At 51.4% G+C, this 16785-nt stretch carries 16 protein-coding genes; 4 read left to right on the top strand and 12 right to left on the bottom strand.

Annotated features, from left to right (window positions below):
* Positions 1-1155 (top strand): glycosyltransferase family 4 protein, encoded by a 1155-nt coding sequence (locus tag EY643_RS02935; RefSeq protein ID WP_152660803.1) that lies wholly within the window; start codon positions 1-3, stop codon positions 1153-1155.
* Here EY643_RS02935 and EY643_RS02930 read toward each other — a convergent pair.
* The 7 genes from EY643_RS02930 to EY643_RS19750 all read right to left on the bottom strand — a co-directional run bounded on the left by EY643_RS02930 (position 1138) and on the right by EY643_RS19750 (position 8916).
* Positions 1138-2196 (bottom strand): glycosyltransferase, encoded by a 1059-nt coding sequence (locus tag EY643_RS02930; RefSeq protein WP_170287264.1) that lies wholly within the window; start codon positions 2194-2196, stop codon positions 1138-1140. The two genes, EY643_RS02935 and EY643_RS02930, sit on opposite strands and share 18 nt — an antisense overlap.
* A 71-nt stretch (positions 2197-2267) precedes the next feature.
* Complete coding sequence (locus tag EY643_RS02925) at positions 2268-3245, bottom strand: hypothetical protein (RefSeq protein WP_205743133.1); 978 nt, start codon at positions 3243-3245, stop codon at positions 2268-2270.
* 181 nt (positions 3246-3426) lie between these two features.
* Positions 3427-4368 (bottom strand): glycosyltransferase, encoded by a 942-nt coding sequence (locus EY643_RS02920; protein ID WP_152660800.1) that lies wholly within the window; start codon positions 4366-4368, stop codon positions 3427-3429.
* Between the two features lie 211 nt (positions 4369-4579).
* A complete protein-coding gene (locus EY643_RS19640) occupies positions 4580-4963 on the bottom strand; it encodes a hypothetical protein (RefSeq protein WP_205743132.1) in 384 nt (127 codons plus the stop codon).
* 284 nt (positions 4964-5247) lie between these two features.
* Positions 5248-7299 carry a hypothetical protein gene (locus EY643_RS02915; protein ID WP_152660799.1) on the bottom strand — a complete coding sequence of 684 codons (2052 nt, stop codon included), beginning with the start codon at positions 7297-7299 and terminating at the stop codon, positions 5248-5250.
* A 12-nt stretch (positions 7300-7311) separates the two neighbouring features.
* Positions 7312-8508, bottom strand: a complete 1197-nt coding sequence (locus EY643_RS02910; RefSeq protein ID WP_152660798.1) for a hypothetical protein — start codon at positions 8506-8508, stop codon at positions 7312-7314.
* An 18-nt stretch (positions 8509-8526) separates the two neighbouring features.
* On the bottom strand, positions 8527-8916 hold the full coding sequence (locus tag EY643_RS19750) for a sulfotransferase domain-containing protein (protein ID WP_240732803.1): 390 nt from the start codon (positions 8914-8916) through the stop codon (positions 8527-8529).
* A 552-nt stretch (positions 8917-9468) separates the two neighbouring features.
* On the opposite strand from EY643_RS19750, the gene EY643_RS02900 reads away from it, so the two are divergent.
* Positions 9469-10485 carry a glycosyltransferase family 2 protein gene (locus tag EY643_RS02900; protein ID WP_152660796.1) on the top strand — a complete coding sequence of 339 codons (1017 nt, stop codon included), beginning with the start codon at positions 9469-9471 and terminating at the stop codon, positions 10483-10485.
* Between the two features lie 12 nt (positions 10486-10497).
* On the opposite strand, the gene EY643_RS02895 is transcribed toward EY643_RS02900, so the two are convergent.
* The 4 genes from EY643_RS02895 to EY643_RS02880 all read right to left on the bottom strand — a co-directional run bounded on the left by EY643_RS02895 (position 10498) and on the right by EY643_RS02880 (position 14884).
* The gene (locus EY643_RS02895; RefSeq protein ID WP_240732802.1) at positions 10498-11316 is read right to left on the bottom strand and encodes a hypothetical protein; all 819 of its coding nucleotides are present in this window, start codon (positions 11314-11316) and stop codon (positions 10498-10500) included.
* 160 nt (positions 11317-11476) lie between these two features.
* Positions 11477-12883, bottom strand: coding sequence for an MOP flippase family protein (locus tag EY643_RS02890; protein ID WP_170287262.1), 1407 nt, complete (start codon positions 12881-12883; stop codon positions 11477-11479).
* 256 nt (positions 12884-13139) lie between these two features.
* Positions 13140-14027: a sulfotransferase domain-containing protein gene (locus EY643_RS02885; RefSeq protein WP_152660793.1), complete on the bottom strand. Its 888-nt coding sequence runs from the start codon at positions 14025-14027 to the stop codon at positions 13140-13142.
* 95 nt (positions 14028-14122) lie between these two features.
* Complete coding sequence (locus EY643_RS02880) at positions 14123-14884, bottom strand: class I SAM-dependent methyltransferase (protein ID WP_152660792.1); 762 nt, start codon at positions 14882-14884, stop codon at positions 14123-14125.
* 154 nt (positions 14885-15038) lie between these two features.
* Here EY643_RS02880 and xseB point away from each other — a divergent pair, with 154 nt between their 5' ends.
* Together xseB and EY643_RS02870 are read left to right on the top strand one after the other, a co-directional pair.
* Positions 15039-15257, top strand: a complete 219-nt coding sequence (gene xseB, locus EY643_RS02875) for an exodeoxyribonuclease VII small subunit (protein ID WP_152660791.1) — start codon at positions 15039-15041, stop codon at positions 15255-15257.
* A 51-nt stretch (positions 15258-15308) separates the two neighbouring features.
* Complete coding sequence (locus EY643_RS02870; protein ID WP_152660790.1) at positions 15309-16184, top strand: polyprenyl synthetase family protein; 876 nt, start codon at positions 15309-15311, stop codon at positions 16182-16184.
* Here the strand turns inward: EY643_RS02870 and ribA are convergent.
* Complete coding sequence (gene ribA / locus EY643_RS02865) at positions 16181-16777, bottom strand: GTP cyclohydrolase II (protein ID WP_152660789.1); 597 nt, start codon at positions 16775-16777, stop codon at positions 16181-16183. The genes EY643_RS02870 and ribA overlap by 4 nt on opposite strands.
* Between the last annotated feature and the right edge of the window lie 8 nt (positions 16778-16785).

The following is a 16785-nucleotide window of genomic DNA, read 5'->3' as shown; positions in this document are numbered from 1 at the left end:
GTGGCCTCATTGCCCTCCAGGCCCAGTATCCTGCTCATAACCCGAAACTTCCCCCCTCTAACCGGCGGCATGGAGCGGCTGTTGCACCAGGCCGCCGAGGGCCTGGACGATTGGGCTGAGTTGAGCATTATTGGGCCCAACGGCTGCTCAGCATACGCGCCCCCTGGATGCGAAGTGCGTGAGGCGCCTCACTCTCTGGCAGGCTTTATGCTCCTCTCCTTCTGGCATGTACTGATGACATGTCGCCGCGGGCGATTCCAGCTGATTCTGGGCGGCAGCGGCCTCGCCGCGCCTGCGCTCTGGCTCGCACGCTACTTATGCGGAGCCCACGGTGCCATCTTCGTACACGGGCTGGATATTGTGGTTAACAACTGGGCATACCAGCGCTTGTTCCTACCAGCTGTGAGGTCTGCGGATCTGGTCATTGCCAACAGCGCGAACACACGGCGACTCGCCATTGAGCGGGGTGTTGCACCGGAGCACATTACCGTTATCAACCCCGGTACCGAGCTGCCACTGTTAACCGAACTTGAGACACCAGCAAATTTTCGTGAACATCACGGTGTGGAATTCGACCAGATCATCCTGTTCGTCGGCCGGATGACCCGGCGCAAAGGCCTCAGCCAGTTCATCGAAAAGTCACTCCCGGCAATCCTTGACGCAGTTCCGGGCGCGGGACTGGTCGTTATTGGCGACGACCCCGTCAACAGCCTGAATAAACTGGGAGAACAGGACGACGTTCTCGCAGCCGTTGATAAAGCCGGGCTGGAGCAAAAGGTCAGATTCCTCGGTGCAGTTGAGGACAGTGAGTTGCTGGCGGGCTATACCGCCGCTGATGTGCAGATATTTCCATTGGTCGAAGTAACAGGTGACGTGGAAGGCTTCGGCATGGTGGCTATCGAGGCGGCTGCCTGTGGGACACCGACGGTGGCATTCGACTGCGGCGGCGTATCCGATGCGATTACCACGGACAACGGGACGCTGGTGACCGCTGACGACTACGAAAAATTCAGCACGATCGTAATAGAACTGCTTAAGGGTAGTTCGCCGACCCCGGATAGCTGCCGCTCACACGCTGAGAAGTATGCCTGGCCACATTTTCACCAGAAACTGGCCACAGCGCTGCAAGGCTGCGTTTCAGCGTTCACCCGCTGAGGTAAATACCAACAACTTTTCCGCTTGCTCCGCCCAGGTGGGAACAGGCACGTCGGGCCGTTCAGCATGTTCAAGCTGATAACGGATGCAAGCGGCCAACCCTGACACCGAATCCGGGCTATATCGCGCTTGCGGCAGGGCCTCGAACAGTTGCGCCAGCGCCCCAACATCTGCCACCACCGCAGGAACATCACACGCTATTACTTCATAGGCTTTTTGCGGGAAGGCGTAGTAGCCAAAGCGAGTGTTTGACAGCGGCACTACGACGACATCCATTGCGCTGTAGAATTTGGGCATGGAATGGTGCGGCAGCATGCCCAGATAAACTACATTGGGCCCCCGAGGCAGAGGGCACTCCTCATAAACCTTGCCGGCTATCACGAAAACGACATCTGGATCAGATTGCTCAAACTCAGGAATCGCCTCAAAGATAGTCCCTGCACCGTGGTGATTATTCAGGCCACCGCAGACGCCTACAAACTTCTTGTCGGAAAGCTGGCCCAAACCAAGCTCCTGCCGGCACAACCTCTGTTCTCGGGGATGGAATACCCTTGGATCAACCGTACTTTCAAGCAAAAGCATGGGCTTGCCGGGAAATTCTCTCTCGAGATCAGCAACTAGAGTTCTGCTGACAGCCGAAAGACCGTCAGCCTTAGACAAGGCCCGGCGATAGAGCGGCTTTACCCCTGGGAGCCTGGCCAGACCAAAGGTGGAGTAGTCGTCGTACAAATCGGCGTAGAAGCGTGCACCTGTAAGTCGGGCCAGCCAGTAGCCGATGATGACGCAGAGGCAATCCGAACTAGCAATGACCACACGTGGGGACACCTTCCGCGCTAGCGTGTAAAGCTGTAGCAGCCAGCCCAGCATCAGCGTACGGGGCAGGTTCAGTTGGCGCCACGTGGCGGAAAGGCCCTGCGGTACTGGTTCGGAACCCGAGACTCGGTAGTCCAGACAAATAGCCTGCAATGAAAAGTCCTCAGACATCCGATGCGGCAACTCGAACAATCTGGCATATCGATCTGCAGCTACATCGTGGTTCATATAGCGGGCTTTGCAGAGCCAGAGAGTAGAAAGCCTTTCTCGTTTGGGCATTCGCGACTGGCCGTTATCCATCAGTTATAACGCCCCATAGAAGCCAGATCCAGGCTGCTGACGTATCGTCGCGTTCTGTCTGTTACGCGAACCGATACCAGTGCTTCGGCAAGCTCTTCAACGGCGCTCGTGAATACTTTGCCCTCTTCATATAGAGGGGGCTGAGCTGTCGCTGGCGAGAAGAATCGCTCTCGCCCAATGAGCTGCCCGAGAGAACGATCAACGGGATCAAATAACACAGCTAGTTTATCGCGGTTCTTGCCCAGTAGGTCAGGCCGAGGCTTAGCATCAACAACGGCTTCGTTTGCCAAGCTAACGATGCCTTGTCGGAGTCGGGCTGAATCTTTCGCATCAAGCTCCCAGTTGGCGACCCGGCAAATTTCGATGAACCGATGAGGAATCCCACTATTGAGCATGCAGGGAACAACCACCATAGAATGCGATTCAAGTTGGATACTGGCCAGAAAATCTGGGATAGAACCTCCTGCCTCCAAAACTTCATCGTAGTCACGTAAGATGAGATTTGCGTCAGGAATCAGCCTTAGCCATGGATTCAGTAACCTGCAATAATCGATATGGATGGTATCCACAAAACTATCAAAGCCGCCCCCCCTAAGAGGAGCCAATCTACGACCAAAATTGATGCACTGCGCATACCATGACGGCAAATAGTGATCCACGCGCCTTAACGTGCAATAAAGCGTGATATCGAAGTCAGAAAAGGTATCCCTAAGCCGCTCTATCAATGTATCGCTGATATCACCAAAATTCGCAAATGCTTCAGCGCACAATACGACAGTGTGCGGTCTATGGGAATGTAACTGATGCCCTATATTTTCTAGCATTTCCTCACTTGACGGCAGCTCACCGTAGTAAGAAACCGGTCCAGAGTTGCCTTTGAATTCCGCTAGCATTTTTAGGGCGAGCGCATTGTGGGGCTCCCGGTCAAATAGTTGCAGCTGACGATACTCTGGCTCGTGAGCCATTCGCGCCTTCAAGCGACGTACCACTCTACGCAAAAGTGTCCATGGAGTGTTTGCTAGCACACTGGGGTAAAGCACGCCCTGATCAATCAACCGTCTAGCATTAAGCGAAAGGTAGGCCTGCAGCGCAGTGGAACCCACCTTATGATGACCAATAAATATTACCAGCTTACGCCGAATCAAAATGTATGCTTCATCAGGGCAGAATACCCCATTTCTCGTGGCGGCGGCCCTTGGTACCCCACAATCCATCCCAGAATCCCGCCAGAAACGCCCATGTTTGCTTGAGCTTATCAGGCTCGTGGATTAGCGCAGCCACGAGGCGAAGAAAGCTTCCAGGTATGGTCTCTATGATAAGCCTTGCTCCAAAGTGCTTTTTCGCAATCAGCAATCGGTTGCGAGTATCGTAGTAGCGCTTCCATGGAGGAAGTCGCAGACAGGTAAGGCGAATCGAAAAAAACTTAAATGGGTAGGGTACTGAGGCCGGGTGCTCTATACGGCTATGTCCCGCAATGAAAATATCTGCACCGTGATTCACCGCCCTGACACAGTACTCGACATCATCGGCAGCAATAAAGAATCCAGGGTCGGGTAGGCCGATTGATTGAACCAGTTTGCGATGAATTAGAAAACCTAGGAATGGTAGCGATTGGACTCGGGCCTTCGCAGGCACATCGCCGGCCGACGTTGCAACACGGCATTGTTCATCCACTAGAGTGGTGAGCCATGCGGTTTGCTCTCCGGAAACTGCTAATGATCCATAAATGTTCTGAGGGTCATCCGCGACCTTCAGTAGTTGCCCAAGTGCGTCGGGTTCAGGTACCGCGTCATCGTCCATCATCCAGACCCAATCCGCCCCGTTCTTGGTAGCTATATCCAGACCTGACGAGAAGCCCCCAGCGCCTCCCGAATTCTCCTCCAGCAAAAAGTGCTGAACCAGTTCGCCCTGCTCATCCGACCAGCTAGCCAACCAATCACGTGTGCCGTCTGTGGAACAGTTATCCACAACTATCAGCCTTTCAAAAGACTCATCCTGGTTGAGCAGAGCACTCAGGCAATCCATGAGAAGATTGAGACGATTATATGTGACCACAACTATGGCGACTCTGGGCTTCATGATTTCCTGCTGCGTGGCCAACTATCCATTCACGCGCTAGTTTACTTGTCAATGAACGCTACGGCCAACCTCCGGGCCAACTTCAGTATACGATACAAAATTCTCACCCACAGGCTAGATATCGCAGCCGAGCCTGCCAACCAGTAATAGTCTTTGTGATGGCTACTATTTGCTGAGGACAATAGATCCGCCCCTACCATGATAGCGACGTCACGTATTCGCAACGGCCTCGCTATTGGCTTGATATACATATCCTCGTGGCTCTGCTCAATATTGGTGGAAACTGGGCGACAACATATACTTCCCTGGGCTTGGGATCACAGAGATACTCTTGCAAAGCTGCGTTTGCACCCTCCATATAACAGTTGAGCATTTCGAGAGGAGAGCCCATTCTTACCAATGTGTCAGCATAATCGAGAACCGACGAATGGTACGCCTGCACGTAGCTGAGATAGTCATCCTCAGGCGACGGCGCTGTCACCGGCCCCCACTCCGAGTGAAGTCTATAACCCGTGACCGTACCGCGGTCCGCCAGCGTAATCAAATGCTCAAATACAACCCGCGACTGACTGTCGAACAGCCAACCATCATCATGACAACCAATGACCGCCGCCATGGCGGCGATCTCTGGACTTCCGGAATCGGCTATGGAGCTCGCGCCTTGACCGGGGAACCATATGGGCTTGCTTTACGACACTGAGTCTACTAACACGAATGCTATTTTCGCTCATGAGCGAGGAAGACAAACTGGGGCAGTTCGTGGCAAGTTGCAAAGGAATTTGGCAAGGATGGACAAGATACAGATACAGCCGAATGTCAGAGCATATAGACCTTATTGAGTAACCCAAAAAAAGGGGACCCATGCTCTGGTCATCATCCCCCATAACCATAGTGCCCAGCTCAGTTTGAACAATGCAGACGGCGTCTAGTGTGTCGCAGCAATTTGAACAGCAGGCGAATCGGTGAACTGGATATCGCCGCCGAGCCTGCTAACCAGCAATGGGTCTGCCCCTTATATGAACTTCTCCCTGGCATCAGGTCACTTGCCACCATGGCACCTAGATCTCCCAGACCCAACGGATGGGCAAGAGGTTTCGCGTATCGGCTATCGTGGCTTTGCTCAATATTGACTGACAGCCAGGCAACTATCCTTGCATCTACCGGATCAGGATCGGCCATGAATTTCTCAAAGGCTCGATTCGCTACCTCCATGAACGCGTCATCATCCTGCCAGTGCCCACTAGTACTTTTCAGGGTCTCCACATAGCGAACAACTCCTTCATGATAAGCACTAACATAGTCTAGATATTTCCTGTCAGGCGGTAACCCCGTCACTGCCTCCCAATGTTCCAGATAGCAATACCCTGAAACACTCCCATGGTCAGCGAGGGTCAATAGGTGCTCCAGAACGACACGGGATTGGCTGTCAAACAACCAACTGCCGCTGTGGACGCCGTCCGCTTCCGAACCATCCTCAGCAAAATAAGCTGAGAACTTTCCAGCATGCTGTGAGCGCACGTGACTCGCAAATAAGCCAAGATAGTAACCACGTACTTCGCCAGCAAAGCCCTCCCCAAAACAGATTCGCCGCAGCGCAGCCTGCGTGTTCAATTCCCAACCCACATCTACAAGCGCCCATCTCGCGCCGTCGAAAAGGCCTTGCTGCCGCAAGTATTTCACTACCTGAGACCTGAGTTCGCCCGCACGCCACAACACAATCGGACGCAGCCCACCAGCATGAATACATTCCTTCAACTCGCTCAATTCGCATTGGGAAAGTTGTTCGCCCCTGCGACTCGCCAACTCGTGCGGGAGATGCACTTCTGCCTCTTGCCAGGTCAGCCCCAACCTTTCCAGGATGGCCTCAGGACAAAGGTGCATGCCTTCCAAATATGCCCAGTACGTGTCCGATTCGTCACAGGCCAAGATCGACGAAGCAAACCAGGCCTGCCTGGATCCGTACAAATATTCCACTTCGATATCGGGGAAGAGCTGGCTGAGCGAGCATGCAATTTTGTACAAAATCTGCCCGTCTCTCGATACAAAATACAAACGCCGTGTCCTGTCCAGGCGAGCGCGACGCATTACCCATGCTACAAATGCTGTGAGGAAGGGAGCTGCGACCGAATAGATGAACTGCTGGGGACACAGAACCGCGTCCGCCTCGGAGGAGGCCAACTGCAATCTAACACAACGGTTTAGCCCAACGGCATTCCGTTGAGATCTCTCGGCACCGCGCGCCGCGGCGATCTCATAGCGATTGGGTTGTATCCAACGCACCCAACGTGCAGAAAGCCCTGCTCGCCTCGCTCTATGCACATCGGAAAAGAAATTGTCCCCACAGTGAATAATATCCCCTGTCTCTACACCCTCTCTTGATGCGATCTCGTGATACAGCGCTGTCGTGACCTTATTTTTGTCGAAACGGTTCGATACGTATAGGGCTTGGCCATCCTCAATCAGATGGCACTTGAGCAGTATGGCCCGTATCGACGCCTCGGGGAGGTACATGTCGGACGCGAATATTACTTTCGCTCCGTTGCGAGCTGCGCTCAATTGGCGAGACGCGCGGCAGATTGGGTAGGCGCTGGCGATTTCTAACTCGATCTCGAGCTCGCGGAGACTTTCACAGTCTATCTCCGCTGATGACAAAGAACCCAACTGAACGTAGATATCTCCCAGGGTGATATCCCTGCCGTGGATATTCGCTCTTCGCACTTGCTTTTCCGCTTCAATCCTAAGCTGCGCCAAGCGGTTTATATCACCCGCATGCCACTCCGAAGCACTCTCGGCCGCATAGTTTCGTGCAAGATCATAGAAAAGGTCCTGCGGTTCCAGATAGGGGCGACAGACGCAGGTGTCAAAAACATCATAGGAATATATCGCCTTACCTTCTGGCGTATCATCCCTCGCCAGATAACGCTCGATGGCAAAAACGATTCTCTGAAGCACTGACCAAACTCCCTACATCTTGTCCAGATCCTGCTGCAACTTGGCAGCCTTGCGAAAACCAGGCAGCCATCCAAATAGTCCTACAAGAATACGGAGTATTTTAAAGGGTGGAGTGGTTAGCAAAGCCCGCTGCTTTTGCTGCAAGCGGTACGCAGCATCCAACAGATACTGGACTTTGGCGCCATCAGCTACTGAAAAAGAGCTAATCTGGGGATGTGCTCGTCGAAAATCCATTGCTGCGCCAGGAAATTCGGGTGCGACAACATACCGGGATTGCTCTTTAAGTTGTCCCGCGCAGGCTTCACGCAGTACGGCGGCCAACGCCTCCGTCGCCGCCCCCGCATTGGTCAACTCATCTTCCAGGCATAAAGATTGATAAGCCATCATGTTTTCTGGTGGATAGAGGAGTTCCTGTACGACACTGGCAATATCTTTCTTACTGTGGATATTCCACGCAGTGGTTACATACCCAGGACAACTTCGGTAATCAACTTGTGCTGTAGGGATCTGCATCAACATCGATTCCAATAGGCAGGTGGATGTAAAGCTGATGACTCCGGAAGCAACGTGCAGGTCTTCCTCCATTGAACTTGCGCTGGCGGGAATCCCCAAACGCTGGGCCAGGCCTGCGTCTACCCTCCAGACCACATCAACCTCGGCCTGATTACTGAAGTAGTCTTGCAGATCCTGCAGCGCCTCAACAACGGCGATATCCTGAGCCACGTTGTGCGAAGCTGTTTTGGCGGTGGTGACCAAAACTGAGGGTTTGTTGCTAGCGATGCTCTGAGATGTGCGAGGTGAGGCGTCCAACCGAGGAATGCCTACTAGCCTAATTTTTTCCGTTAGCCCCAGCCCCGCGAGTATCCTGGCAGGGTGCTGCCCAATAACGCAGAGAAAATCGGACAGGAGTGGTTGCAGTACTGTGGCGCGCTCAGGTCGAACAAAGGACTGGTTATTCCACACATAGTCCCACTCAATAACGCCATCCATCAGGTAGACAACAGGAAGTCCACTGTCCTGGGCGCACTTGATACTCATCCGGGTGGATTCTTTCCATTCCTGCGAAACAAGAACTGCACTAATCTCACTAAGATCAACATCCTCGCCCAGATGATCGTGATAGATAATAGTGAGATCAGAAATATACTCGGCCAGCTCGCCGAGCATTCCGCCTTCGTGCTCCTTACAACCAATTACCAGTAGATGCATATTCCGTCTCTAGCCAAATTATTCGTCGAAAAAAATTGCCGACTCTGTATCGGCGAACGCATCCTTTAGTTGATCAAAATTCTCTATCAACACTTCAAGTCTTTCAGGGTTCTGCTTTTTCAGCTTGGTGGAGAGCGCTTCATATTCAACTCCCAGAAATTCGGAAATTTCACGGCTCGAATCCTCGGGAGAACTAACAATGTCTTCGTATGTCAGGTGCAGAATATCCTGCTTGCTGAAACGCTCACTGACCTCACGCTCCCACATCGCGGTTTGTTCCAGAGCTTCGCGAACTTCACCCACCTCGAGAATCACGCTGGCCTTGTCGGGTGACCCAATCTCAGCGTACTGTTTGCTGGTCCAGGCACCAATCTCACCTGCCAGCTTCCGCGAAACGATTGTACGCAATACATTTCTACGGGATAAGTGAATAACTTTCAGATCTTCCATTCCAGCTAAAACCGACCAAATCTCGGAATCGGGACAATCCAGAGGGTGGTAGTAGAATATTTTGAAGCCCTTCGCCTTGATGTTACGCCTCTGACCACCCCAGGATCGCCGCAATACGCGCCTGACATCTCGTCCCTCCAGTGTTCGAAAGACTTCACCATCGGCCGCCACCTGGGAGTGAGAGTCGAGCATGGAAATAAGCATATTGGAACCAGTTCTAGATCTGGTGAGCACGATAAAAGGAGTATAATCCTGGTGTCCGATAACATTGAAAACTTCGTGCTCAAGTCTGGCAAGAATCCTCTTGGGCCCAATAATTCGTCGAATGGATGTATTCATAAGCGCAATATCGCCTGATTCGGAGGATCACACAACATTTCATGTACACTAAAATTGAAACCGCGCACATTACGTCTCAGAGACTGCAAAAGAGCAAGCGACCGGCACCTCTTAAAATTGAATAGATTGATCACACTACATTACTGAATAGCCACCGGGGAAAACACAGTCATGCCTTCCGAGGCCTTCAAGTCTGCTAAAAATGGCCCACTTATTTCCGTGATCATGCCAAATTTCAACAAGGCAAGATACGTAGGTGAGTCAATCGGCTCGCTGCTCGCCCAAAACTACCAAAACTGGGAGCTCTTGATAGTCGATGACGGATCGACAGATAAATCGATCCCGATCATTCGGGACTTCTGCAACCGAGATCCCAGAATCAAATTGTTTCAACGCGAAACTCTTCCTAAAGGTGGCTCAGCCTGCAGAAATATAGCCCTGGCCAATTCTCTGGGTAGCTACGTGATTTTTTTGGATTCCGACGACCTTCTCGGGGAGAACTCGCTAGCTCAGCGAGTCGAGTATGTGATGCAGAATCCGGGCTTGGATTTCGCTGTATTTAACATGGTAGATTTTCTGACCTCAGTGCAAGAGCAATCCAACACGTTCGTGGTACCAGTGGGTGACCCTCTTACACTGTTGCTGCAGCACGAACTACCCTGGTGTGTCATGCAACCGATTTGGCAAAAAAAGTTTCTGGCTAAACTACAGTACTTCGATACCTCATATCCAAGGTTTCAGGATGTAGAACTGCACACCAGAGCGCTCCTCACTCCGGGGGTCAAATACTCGGTGGTACGCGATGCGCCGCCAGACTGCTTTCATCGGACAGCAGACGATCGTCGCTCAATAAATCACAAGGAATTCATCACGCTAACTGTCCAAGCTGGCAGTAAATACATCCGAGAAATGGAACGAACACTACTTGAAACCGAGGAGCGGGGGCCCGGCAAGGTCAAGCACCTCAATGGCACCAAGATAGATTTAGCAAAAAGAGTCCTGCACCATAAAATCTCAGGAAAAATTGACGCCAGTACCTGCCAGTCCCTGCTGCTTCAGATCGCTGAAGCCGGCGATACTATAGGAAGTGGAAAGCCAATTATAGCTGCGACGAAGGCTATCCATTACTTCGATTTCACCAGAAAACCTGCGGTATTTCGCGCACTCAAAAAAATCTTCACGCAATAAGAATCCTGCCAATCAAAGCCATCTGCGCCATTTTCGCAGAAATCGCTTTGTCTTGGTTTGTATAAGGGCCGGAGAGAACGATGGCAGGTATATCTCCTGATTCTTGGTGCAAATCACAGGCTTACCTGAAAGCCTGGCGATCTCACGCGATTGCTTCGGTTCGCTCTCGATAAACAGTCTGCTTAGATCATACTTTTGGTAAACGCTGGCCTTGAAGGAAGCATGGCACCCCAACGCTCTGCGAGTAGCAGCATCGGGTAGATCCAGCATATGCAGCTCTCCGTACGTAACACCGCTTTTCTTCAACCAGTCTTCTGTCTCCAATCGATATTTTTCGAGACGGCTAGTCACCAAATGGCCGACCTCATAGGTAGGCAACACGAGCGGGGCCGCATCCCGCAGAAAACGCAGATACTTTTCCCCATCGTCGTTCTGTTCTTCTGTTGGGTCCACGCAAAGCACGCCATCGATATCCATACAGCAGTTTTTGAGAAATGGCCTGTGCATGAAATTCCATTCAAAGCAGCGAGGGCTCGCTAGTTCTTCAAAATACAGATCAACCGTATCCACCGCAGCGGGCGAGATATAGGCGCAACCATAAGAGACTCGTTGGTCACGGCCTAGCTCAAAAACGGACTTCTTTACCTCTTCAAGAGTAGAGCCACTCTGAACCGTATCGTCAATAATCAGGACGTGCCTAGCGTCCGAAGGACTGGATGGGCTCTGAGATTGGAAGTCTCTGGTGTTCTTTTCAGCCAGCTTTCTATCCTGCAAGTAGCTATCTAGATCGGTAATCCTCAAATTCAGATTGAGCGCGACCATGCTCGCCACTAGCGTTCCGCTTCGTGGTACTCCCACGATGAGATCGACGTCTCTGGGTATAGAGCTCAGATTCTCTCTTACACACAGCGACAGGTCACTTATTGAACGAAAATTCACTTACAATCCCCATTTTTTCTGGCTGCTCGTTCAGTTTCAACAACAGATACTGTCAGTTCCGAGCAATCAGATGCAACAATTCGCGACAGCGATCTCGCTGAAGCGCGAGAGATAATAGAAAGTAAAGCAGCATGCCAAAGCCAACCAGACTTATTAATCGAGGCAGTACTGCGACCTCATTAACAAGCGACGACAGGGTCACCACACCAAAACACATGAGCGCAGCTACTACAATTGGCAACGTAAGATCGCCAAGATACTGCACTCCACATTTTCCCAGTAAAACTCGAATAGTTAGAAAGTAGCCCGCAACCAAAAAACTCAAGTAACCCAACACCATCACGAAAGCGACTGCCTCAAGACTCTCAGTGACAAGCGCTACTAGTGCGATACTCAGGGGAAGCACCAATAGAATCGCACTGTTCCAATATAGAGGCCATCGATACTTACCGTTCGCCAACATAAGACCAAGGTTCAAATTATTGGCAGATCGAAACAGTACATAGAGCACCAGGAACTGCGACACTCTCACCACCGGCTCCCATCCTTCTCCAAGGACCAGATCAACAAACTCGGGAGCCACAGCGATATAGCCAAGGAGCAACGGAGCGTTAATAAACATTAGTATACGGAGGCCCTTCCTGTAGCCGCGCTTCATAGCATCAGGGTCCGACTGAATTCTGGAGAAAATGGGTGTTGCAACCGCAGTCAGTACCGGGTTTATTTTTGAAAATGGCTTTATCGCGATGCTGAACGCCATATTGTAGTAGCCTAGAGCCGTCGGCCCCAGTATCGCTCCTACAGCAATTTGATCTGCCCTGGAATTGAAGCCATTGATTATGGCGGCCCCGACTCTAAAAGCACCAAATTTGAGCTGTTCTTGTACTCCTCCCGGTCGAAATACCAAGCCTGGAATCCAACCGTAATGCTTCGCAAAACCCAGAAGCACCACCATACGAAGGGCCTGGACCGACAGCACTGAATACACAAGTGAAAGTATGCCAAAGCCACGGTACGCTAAAGAAATGGCGACGATAGCACCAAGTAGAGCTTGGCAAATATTGAGAATTGAGAGAGGGCGAAAAGCTAGCGACTTTCGCATCAGGGCTTGAAACTGGATACCAAAGGTTCCAAAAACCAAGGTCACTCCAATCAATCGAGCTAAATCAGAAATTCCTGGATAATCGAACGCCAGGCTGAGTAAACCTGCGCAAAAATAAAGCGAAGCATAGATCAGAAGCCCTACAAAAACATTGATCCAGTAAAGTGTAGACAACTGATCTGGTGACAAGTCTTGTTCGACAATGACCACGTCCGAAAAGCCCACTCTGGTGAAGATCTCGCACAGTGCGACCATAATGGTCAGAAAGGCGAACGCCCCGAACACATCCGGCTCCAAAATTCTCGCAAGAACCGCTATCTGGACAAAGCCAACCACCGTCGTGACGGATGTTGCCATGCCTGTCCATCTAACTGCTCGGGATGCTTCCCCTAAAAAGCTCATACTACAGGGTAAATTTTCAACAAAACTGCCCTGCTTCGCTCTTCGTGCTTATATAGCGATTTGTAGATACGACCCCTTCTCTCAAAATTTCTCTATTCCACTGTTTCTTGATGCCATCCAACTGGAGCTCCAGCATTGAGTTTTTCCTCTACAACTCGAACCTGAAAATCTAAAAAATAGAATCTAAATAGACATGCCACGCTGCCGAAAATCATAAAAAGCCCCATGGATCGTCCGCTACTTCCATATATGCATAGATTTCTTGAACCTCCGATCTCAATGCATCCCGAACCACTTCCAAATCTCTACTGGCCAGAGTAGCTGGCAGCACCTTTCTACGTGTAAAGCGTCTCAACTTACTCTCGAATTGGTAACGAATTTGCTCCGGGAAAAAGTTTACAAAATTGTCGGGTAGATTTTTTCGAACTCTTGCCGGCCATGGATTAAAGGCCATCTTCGATTCTTTGGAATTTACCTTCTCTCTCGGAATGTCGAGGCCTCTCGGAACATCCAACTCCAGGAACTTCCATATATCTTCAAGAACCTGCGCTGGCTCTCTTACCAGAGTTTCAAATAAGACAACTTTGATCGAGTCGTCTGAAAAGTATTTCCTATAGGACTCGATATGAGTCCAATAGCGACAGCCATCCATGAATGGGGGGTAACTGTGCACTGCTTCGAGAAAGTTCATGGGCATCGTTAGCCCGTATCCCTTGTCCACAATGTCATGGCCAGAACTTTGAGCCTGCGCCCAGACAGAATACAACCGATCGACTGGATTTCGAACTACATAAACAATTCTCGCACTTCGATTATATTCGTGGATTCTCGAAGATACAGAGGGGAACGCTATTGTTTCGGAGTAAGAAGGGCTCGACTCTCCGAGATACCTCTCTCCATCATAGTCGCCGAAACAACGCATATAAATATCCAAAGCCTCAGAATAATCTGGGCGTTGAAAAATACGAGGCTCTTTAATCGAAGACATACAGATATTCGGATGCAAGTCTAGCAGGCCATGCAAGTATGTAGAGGCACACTTAGATGCCCCGATCAGGAAGAGCCCCACTTTGGGCTGCGACTTTAAATTGCCTGTCATCAATTGTGTAACCCTACTATGTGCAATATGTTCCTCCAGCTAACCGTGGATCAACCGTCGCTATTCCAATCCAGATTGATGCCGAAAAGAAGACTTCAACCATTTTCTTGTGCGATGTGACCAGCCAGTGGTTTTGTTCCGCGATACCCCATATTGATCCAACCGTGATCGTATCCTCGAACCTCTTCAGGCCGTAATCGGGTAATATCGACAAGGCCAGCCTCTCGCATAATTTTTCGAACGTAACGCGGTGAAAACAGGGTTAGATGCCAATTCGGGTCTCCAGCAGTGCCTCGCCCATCACCGTAGGAAAATGTTCTGCCATTCATCCACAGGCAGGGATCTTGCGAATCATTGAAGCGATACCAGCCATCTAATGATATTTCGTTGGCCTCGTCATCTTCAGCCAACACAAAATTTCTAGCGATCTTCAGTCCGTCGGGCACCCAGATATCTATCTCGCCGCCATCCTTCAAGACTCGCACCCAATCCGAGAGTACTGGAGCCAGTCGATACCAGGCTATATGCTCGAAAACATGGCTTGCATACAATTTCTCGAAAGTACCTGTAGCAAAAGGCAAACGCTTGGAGGCATCGGCCACGTAATCCACCTGCTGATTCCACCGAATATTGACTGTCTCATATCCAGGAATTCGCTCAAACCCAGGCCCTATTTCGAGACGGCGATCGTGTCGATTTCGATTTCGATAATTGTTTAATGGGTTCAGGACTACGCGCGCACCAAAATCAATCAAGCGATTCACGAATGAGGATAGAGTATTCAGTATAGCTACTACCATTCTCCCCAACATTCCTGGACCACCTGCCTCCAGTTTTCTGACAATGCTTTTAATCAAGAAATGGTCCTTGTATTAGTTCAGTGCGCACCTAATTCGGCTGCCATCTGAAATTTAAAACCGCGCGAGAATCTCTAACCCCGAATTCTCACATAAATGGTTGAGGGAGCTATAGATGATATACTCTCTATTTAGCCGCAATTGGCAACTATAAATGTCGAACAAGAACACTCAAGATCACGCAGCTCTGCTTTCCCGCCTCTCTGAACTCATCACCGTATTGGAAGATAGCGATACCAATGTGGAAAGTGCATTAGACGCTTTCGAAGAGGGCATCAAGGTGTCTAGAGCTGCGCAAAGTCTACTTACCAAAGCAGAACAAAGAGTAAAATCGCTAGTCGAAGTCGACGAAGACGCACACGATGAACCATAGAAGGCTGATCAGAATTGATGCCCCTCTAGTGCTGAAATAAGAGAATAGATAATGTTTCTGGATAGCAAGCTGGCCTTCGAGCTGGATAGCTACTTCGAGCAAGCCGCGTCTCCCATGGAGGTCCACCCAGACGTCGCTGCTGCCGCTCAATACTCACTGGGGGCGGGTGGTAAACGTATCAGACCGGCGCTTTGTATTGGGGCTGCTAAGACAATTACATCGAGCCAATGCAAAGATTCGACAACAGTTGTTGCAGTCACCCTCGAACTCATCCACACCTACTCCCTGATCCACGACGATCTGCCCGCCATGGACGACGACGACATGCGCCGTGGCAAACCGTCCCTGCACAAAGCTTTTGATGAGGCCACCGCCATCCTAGTGGGCGACGGCCTACAGGCCCGAGCCTTCGAATTGATCGCCGACGCACCGGACCTCTCGGCCGAACAAAAGGTCTGCATGATCAAGGTGTTAGCACAGGCGGCCGGCATGGAAGGTATGGTCGGTGGCCAGTATATCGACATTCAGGCCGTAGACTCGGACATGACCCTGGACGAACTGCAGGCCATGCACGAAATGAAGACTGGGGCCCTCATTCAGGCCTCGCTCGCGCTGGGCGGCATTGCGGCAGGCGCCAGTGACGAACAGCTAGAGGCGCTAGACATCTACGGCCGCAATATCGGCCTGGCATTCCAGGTAGTAGATGACATTCTGGATGTTGAGGGCGACCCTGAGGCCCTGGGCAAGACCGCGGGCAAAGACGCCGAGGCTAACAAGCCTACCTATGTGAAGTTGCTGGGACTGGATGGCGCCAAGACGGAGGCAGCGCGGCTGTTACAAGCGGCTATCGACGCGCTGGACATGTTTGGAGAGTCAGCAGACCAACTGCGTGAATTGGCCCGGTATATTGTTGAGCGAGACCGCTAGCCCCGCCCTTCCATCATATGGCCGAGCTTCCCGGCCTTGGTATTGAGATATTTTTCATTGTGCGGGTTAGCACCCGTGTGCAGCGCAATTCGCTCCACCACTTCCACACCCTGCTCTTCCAGAGCGGCAACTTTGCGCGGGTTGTTGGTCATCAGCCGCACAGCCTTGATCTGCAGATGCTCGAGCATGGGCCGCAAGATACTGTAATCGCGCATATCCGCGCCAAAACCCAGCTGTTCGTTCGCTTCCACCGTGTCTGCACCGGCGTCCTGCAACTTGTAGGCCTTGATCTTGTTGAGCAGACCAATGCCTCGGCCTTCCTGGCGCAGGTAGAACAACGCTCCCCTGCCCTCTTCAGATATGGCCTTCAGGGCTGCCTGCAACTGGCTGCCGCAATCGCAGCGCATGCTGAACAGGGCGTCACCGGTGAGGCATTCTGAGTGGACCCGGGCCAGTACAGGCTCGCCATCGCCCACATTGCCCATGGTCAGGACCACGTGCTCCTTGTTGGTTTCCGCGTCTTCAAAGCCGTGCATATCGAACTCGCCCCAATCAGTGGGGAGGCGGGAGGATTCTACGTAGCGTGCGGTCAAGGGACGTA

It is taken from the genome of Halioglobus maricola (genome assembly GCF_009388985.1).
Taxonomy (GTDB): domain Bacteria; phylum Pseudomonadota; class Gammaproteobacteria; order Pseudomonadales; family Halieaceae; genus Halioglobus; species Halioglobus maricola.
The sequence above is the reverse complement of the archived record's forward strand: the minus strand, read 5'-3'. Positions and strand labels throughout refer to the sequence as shown.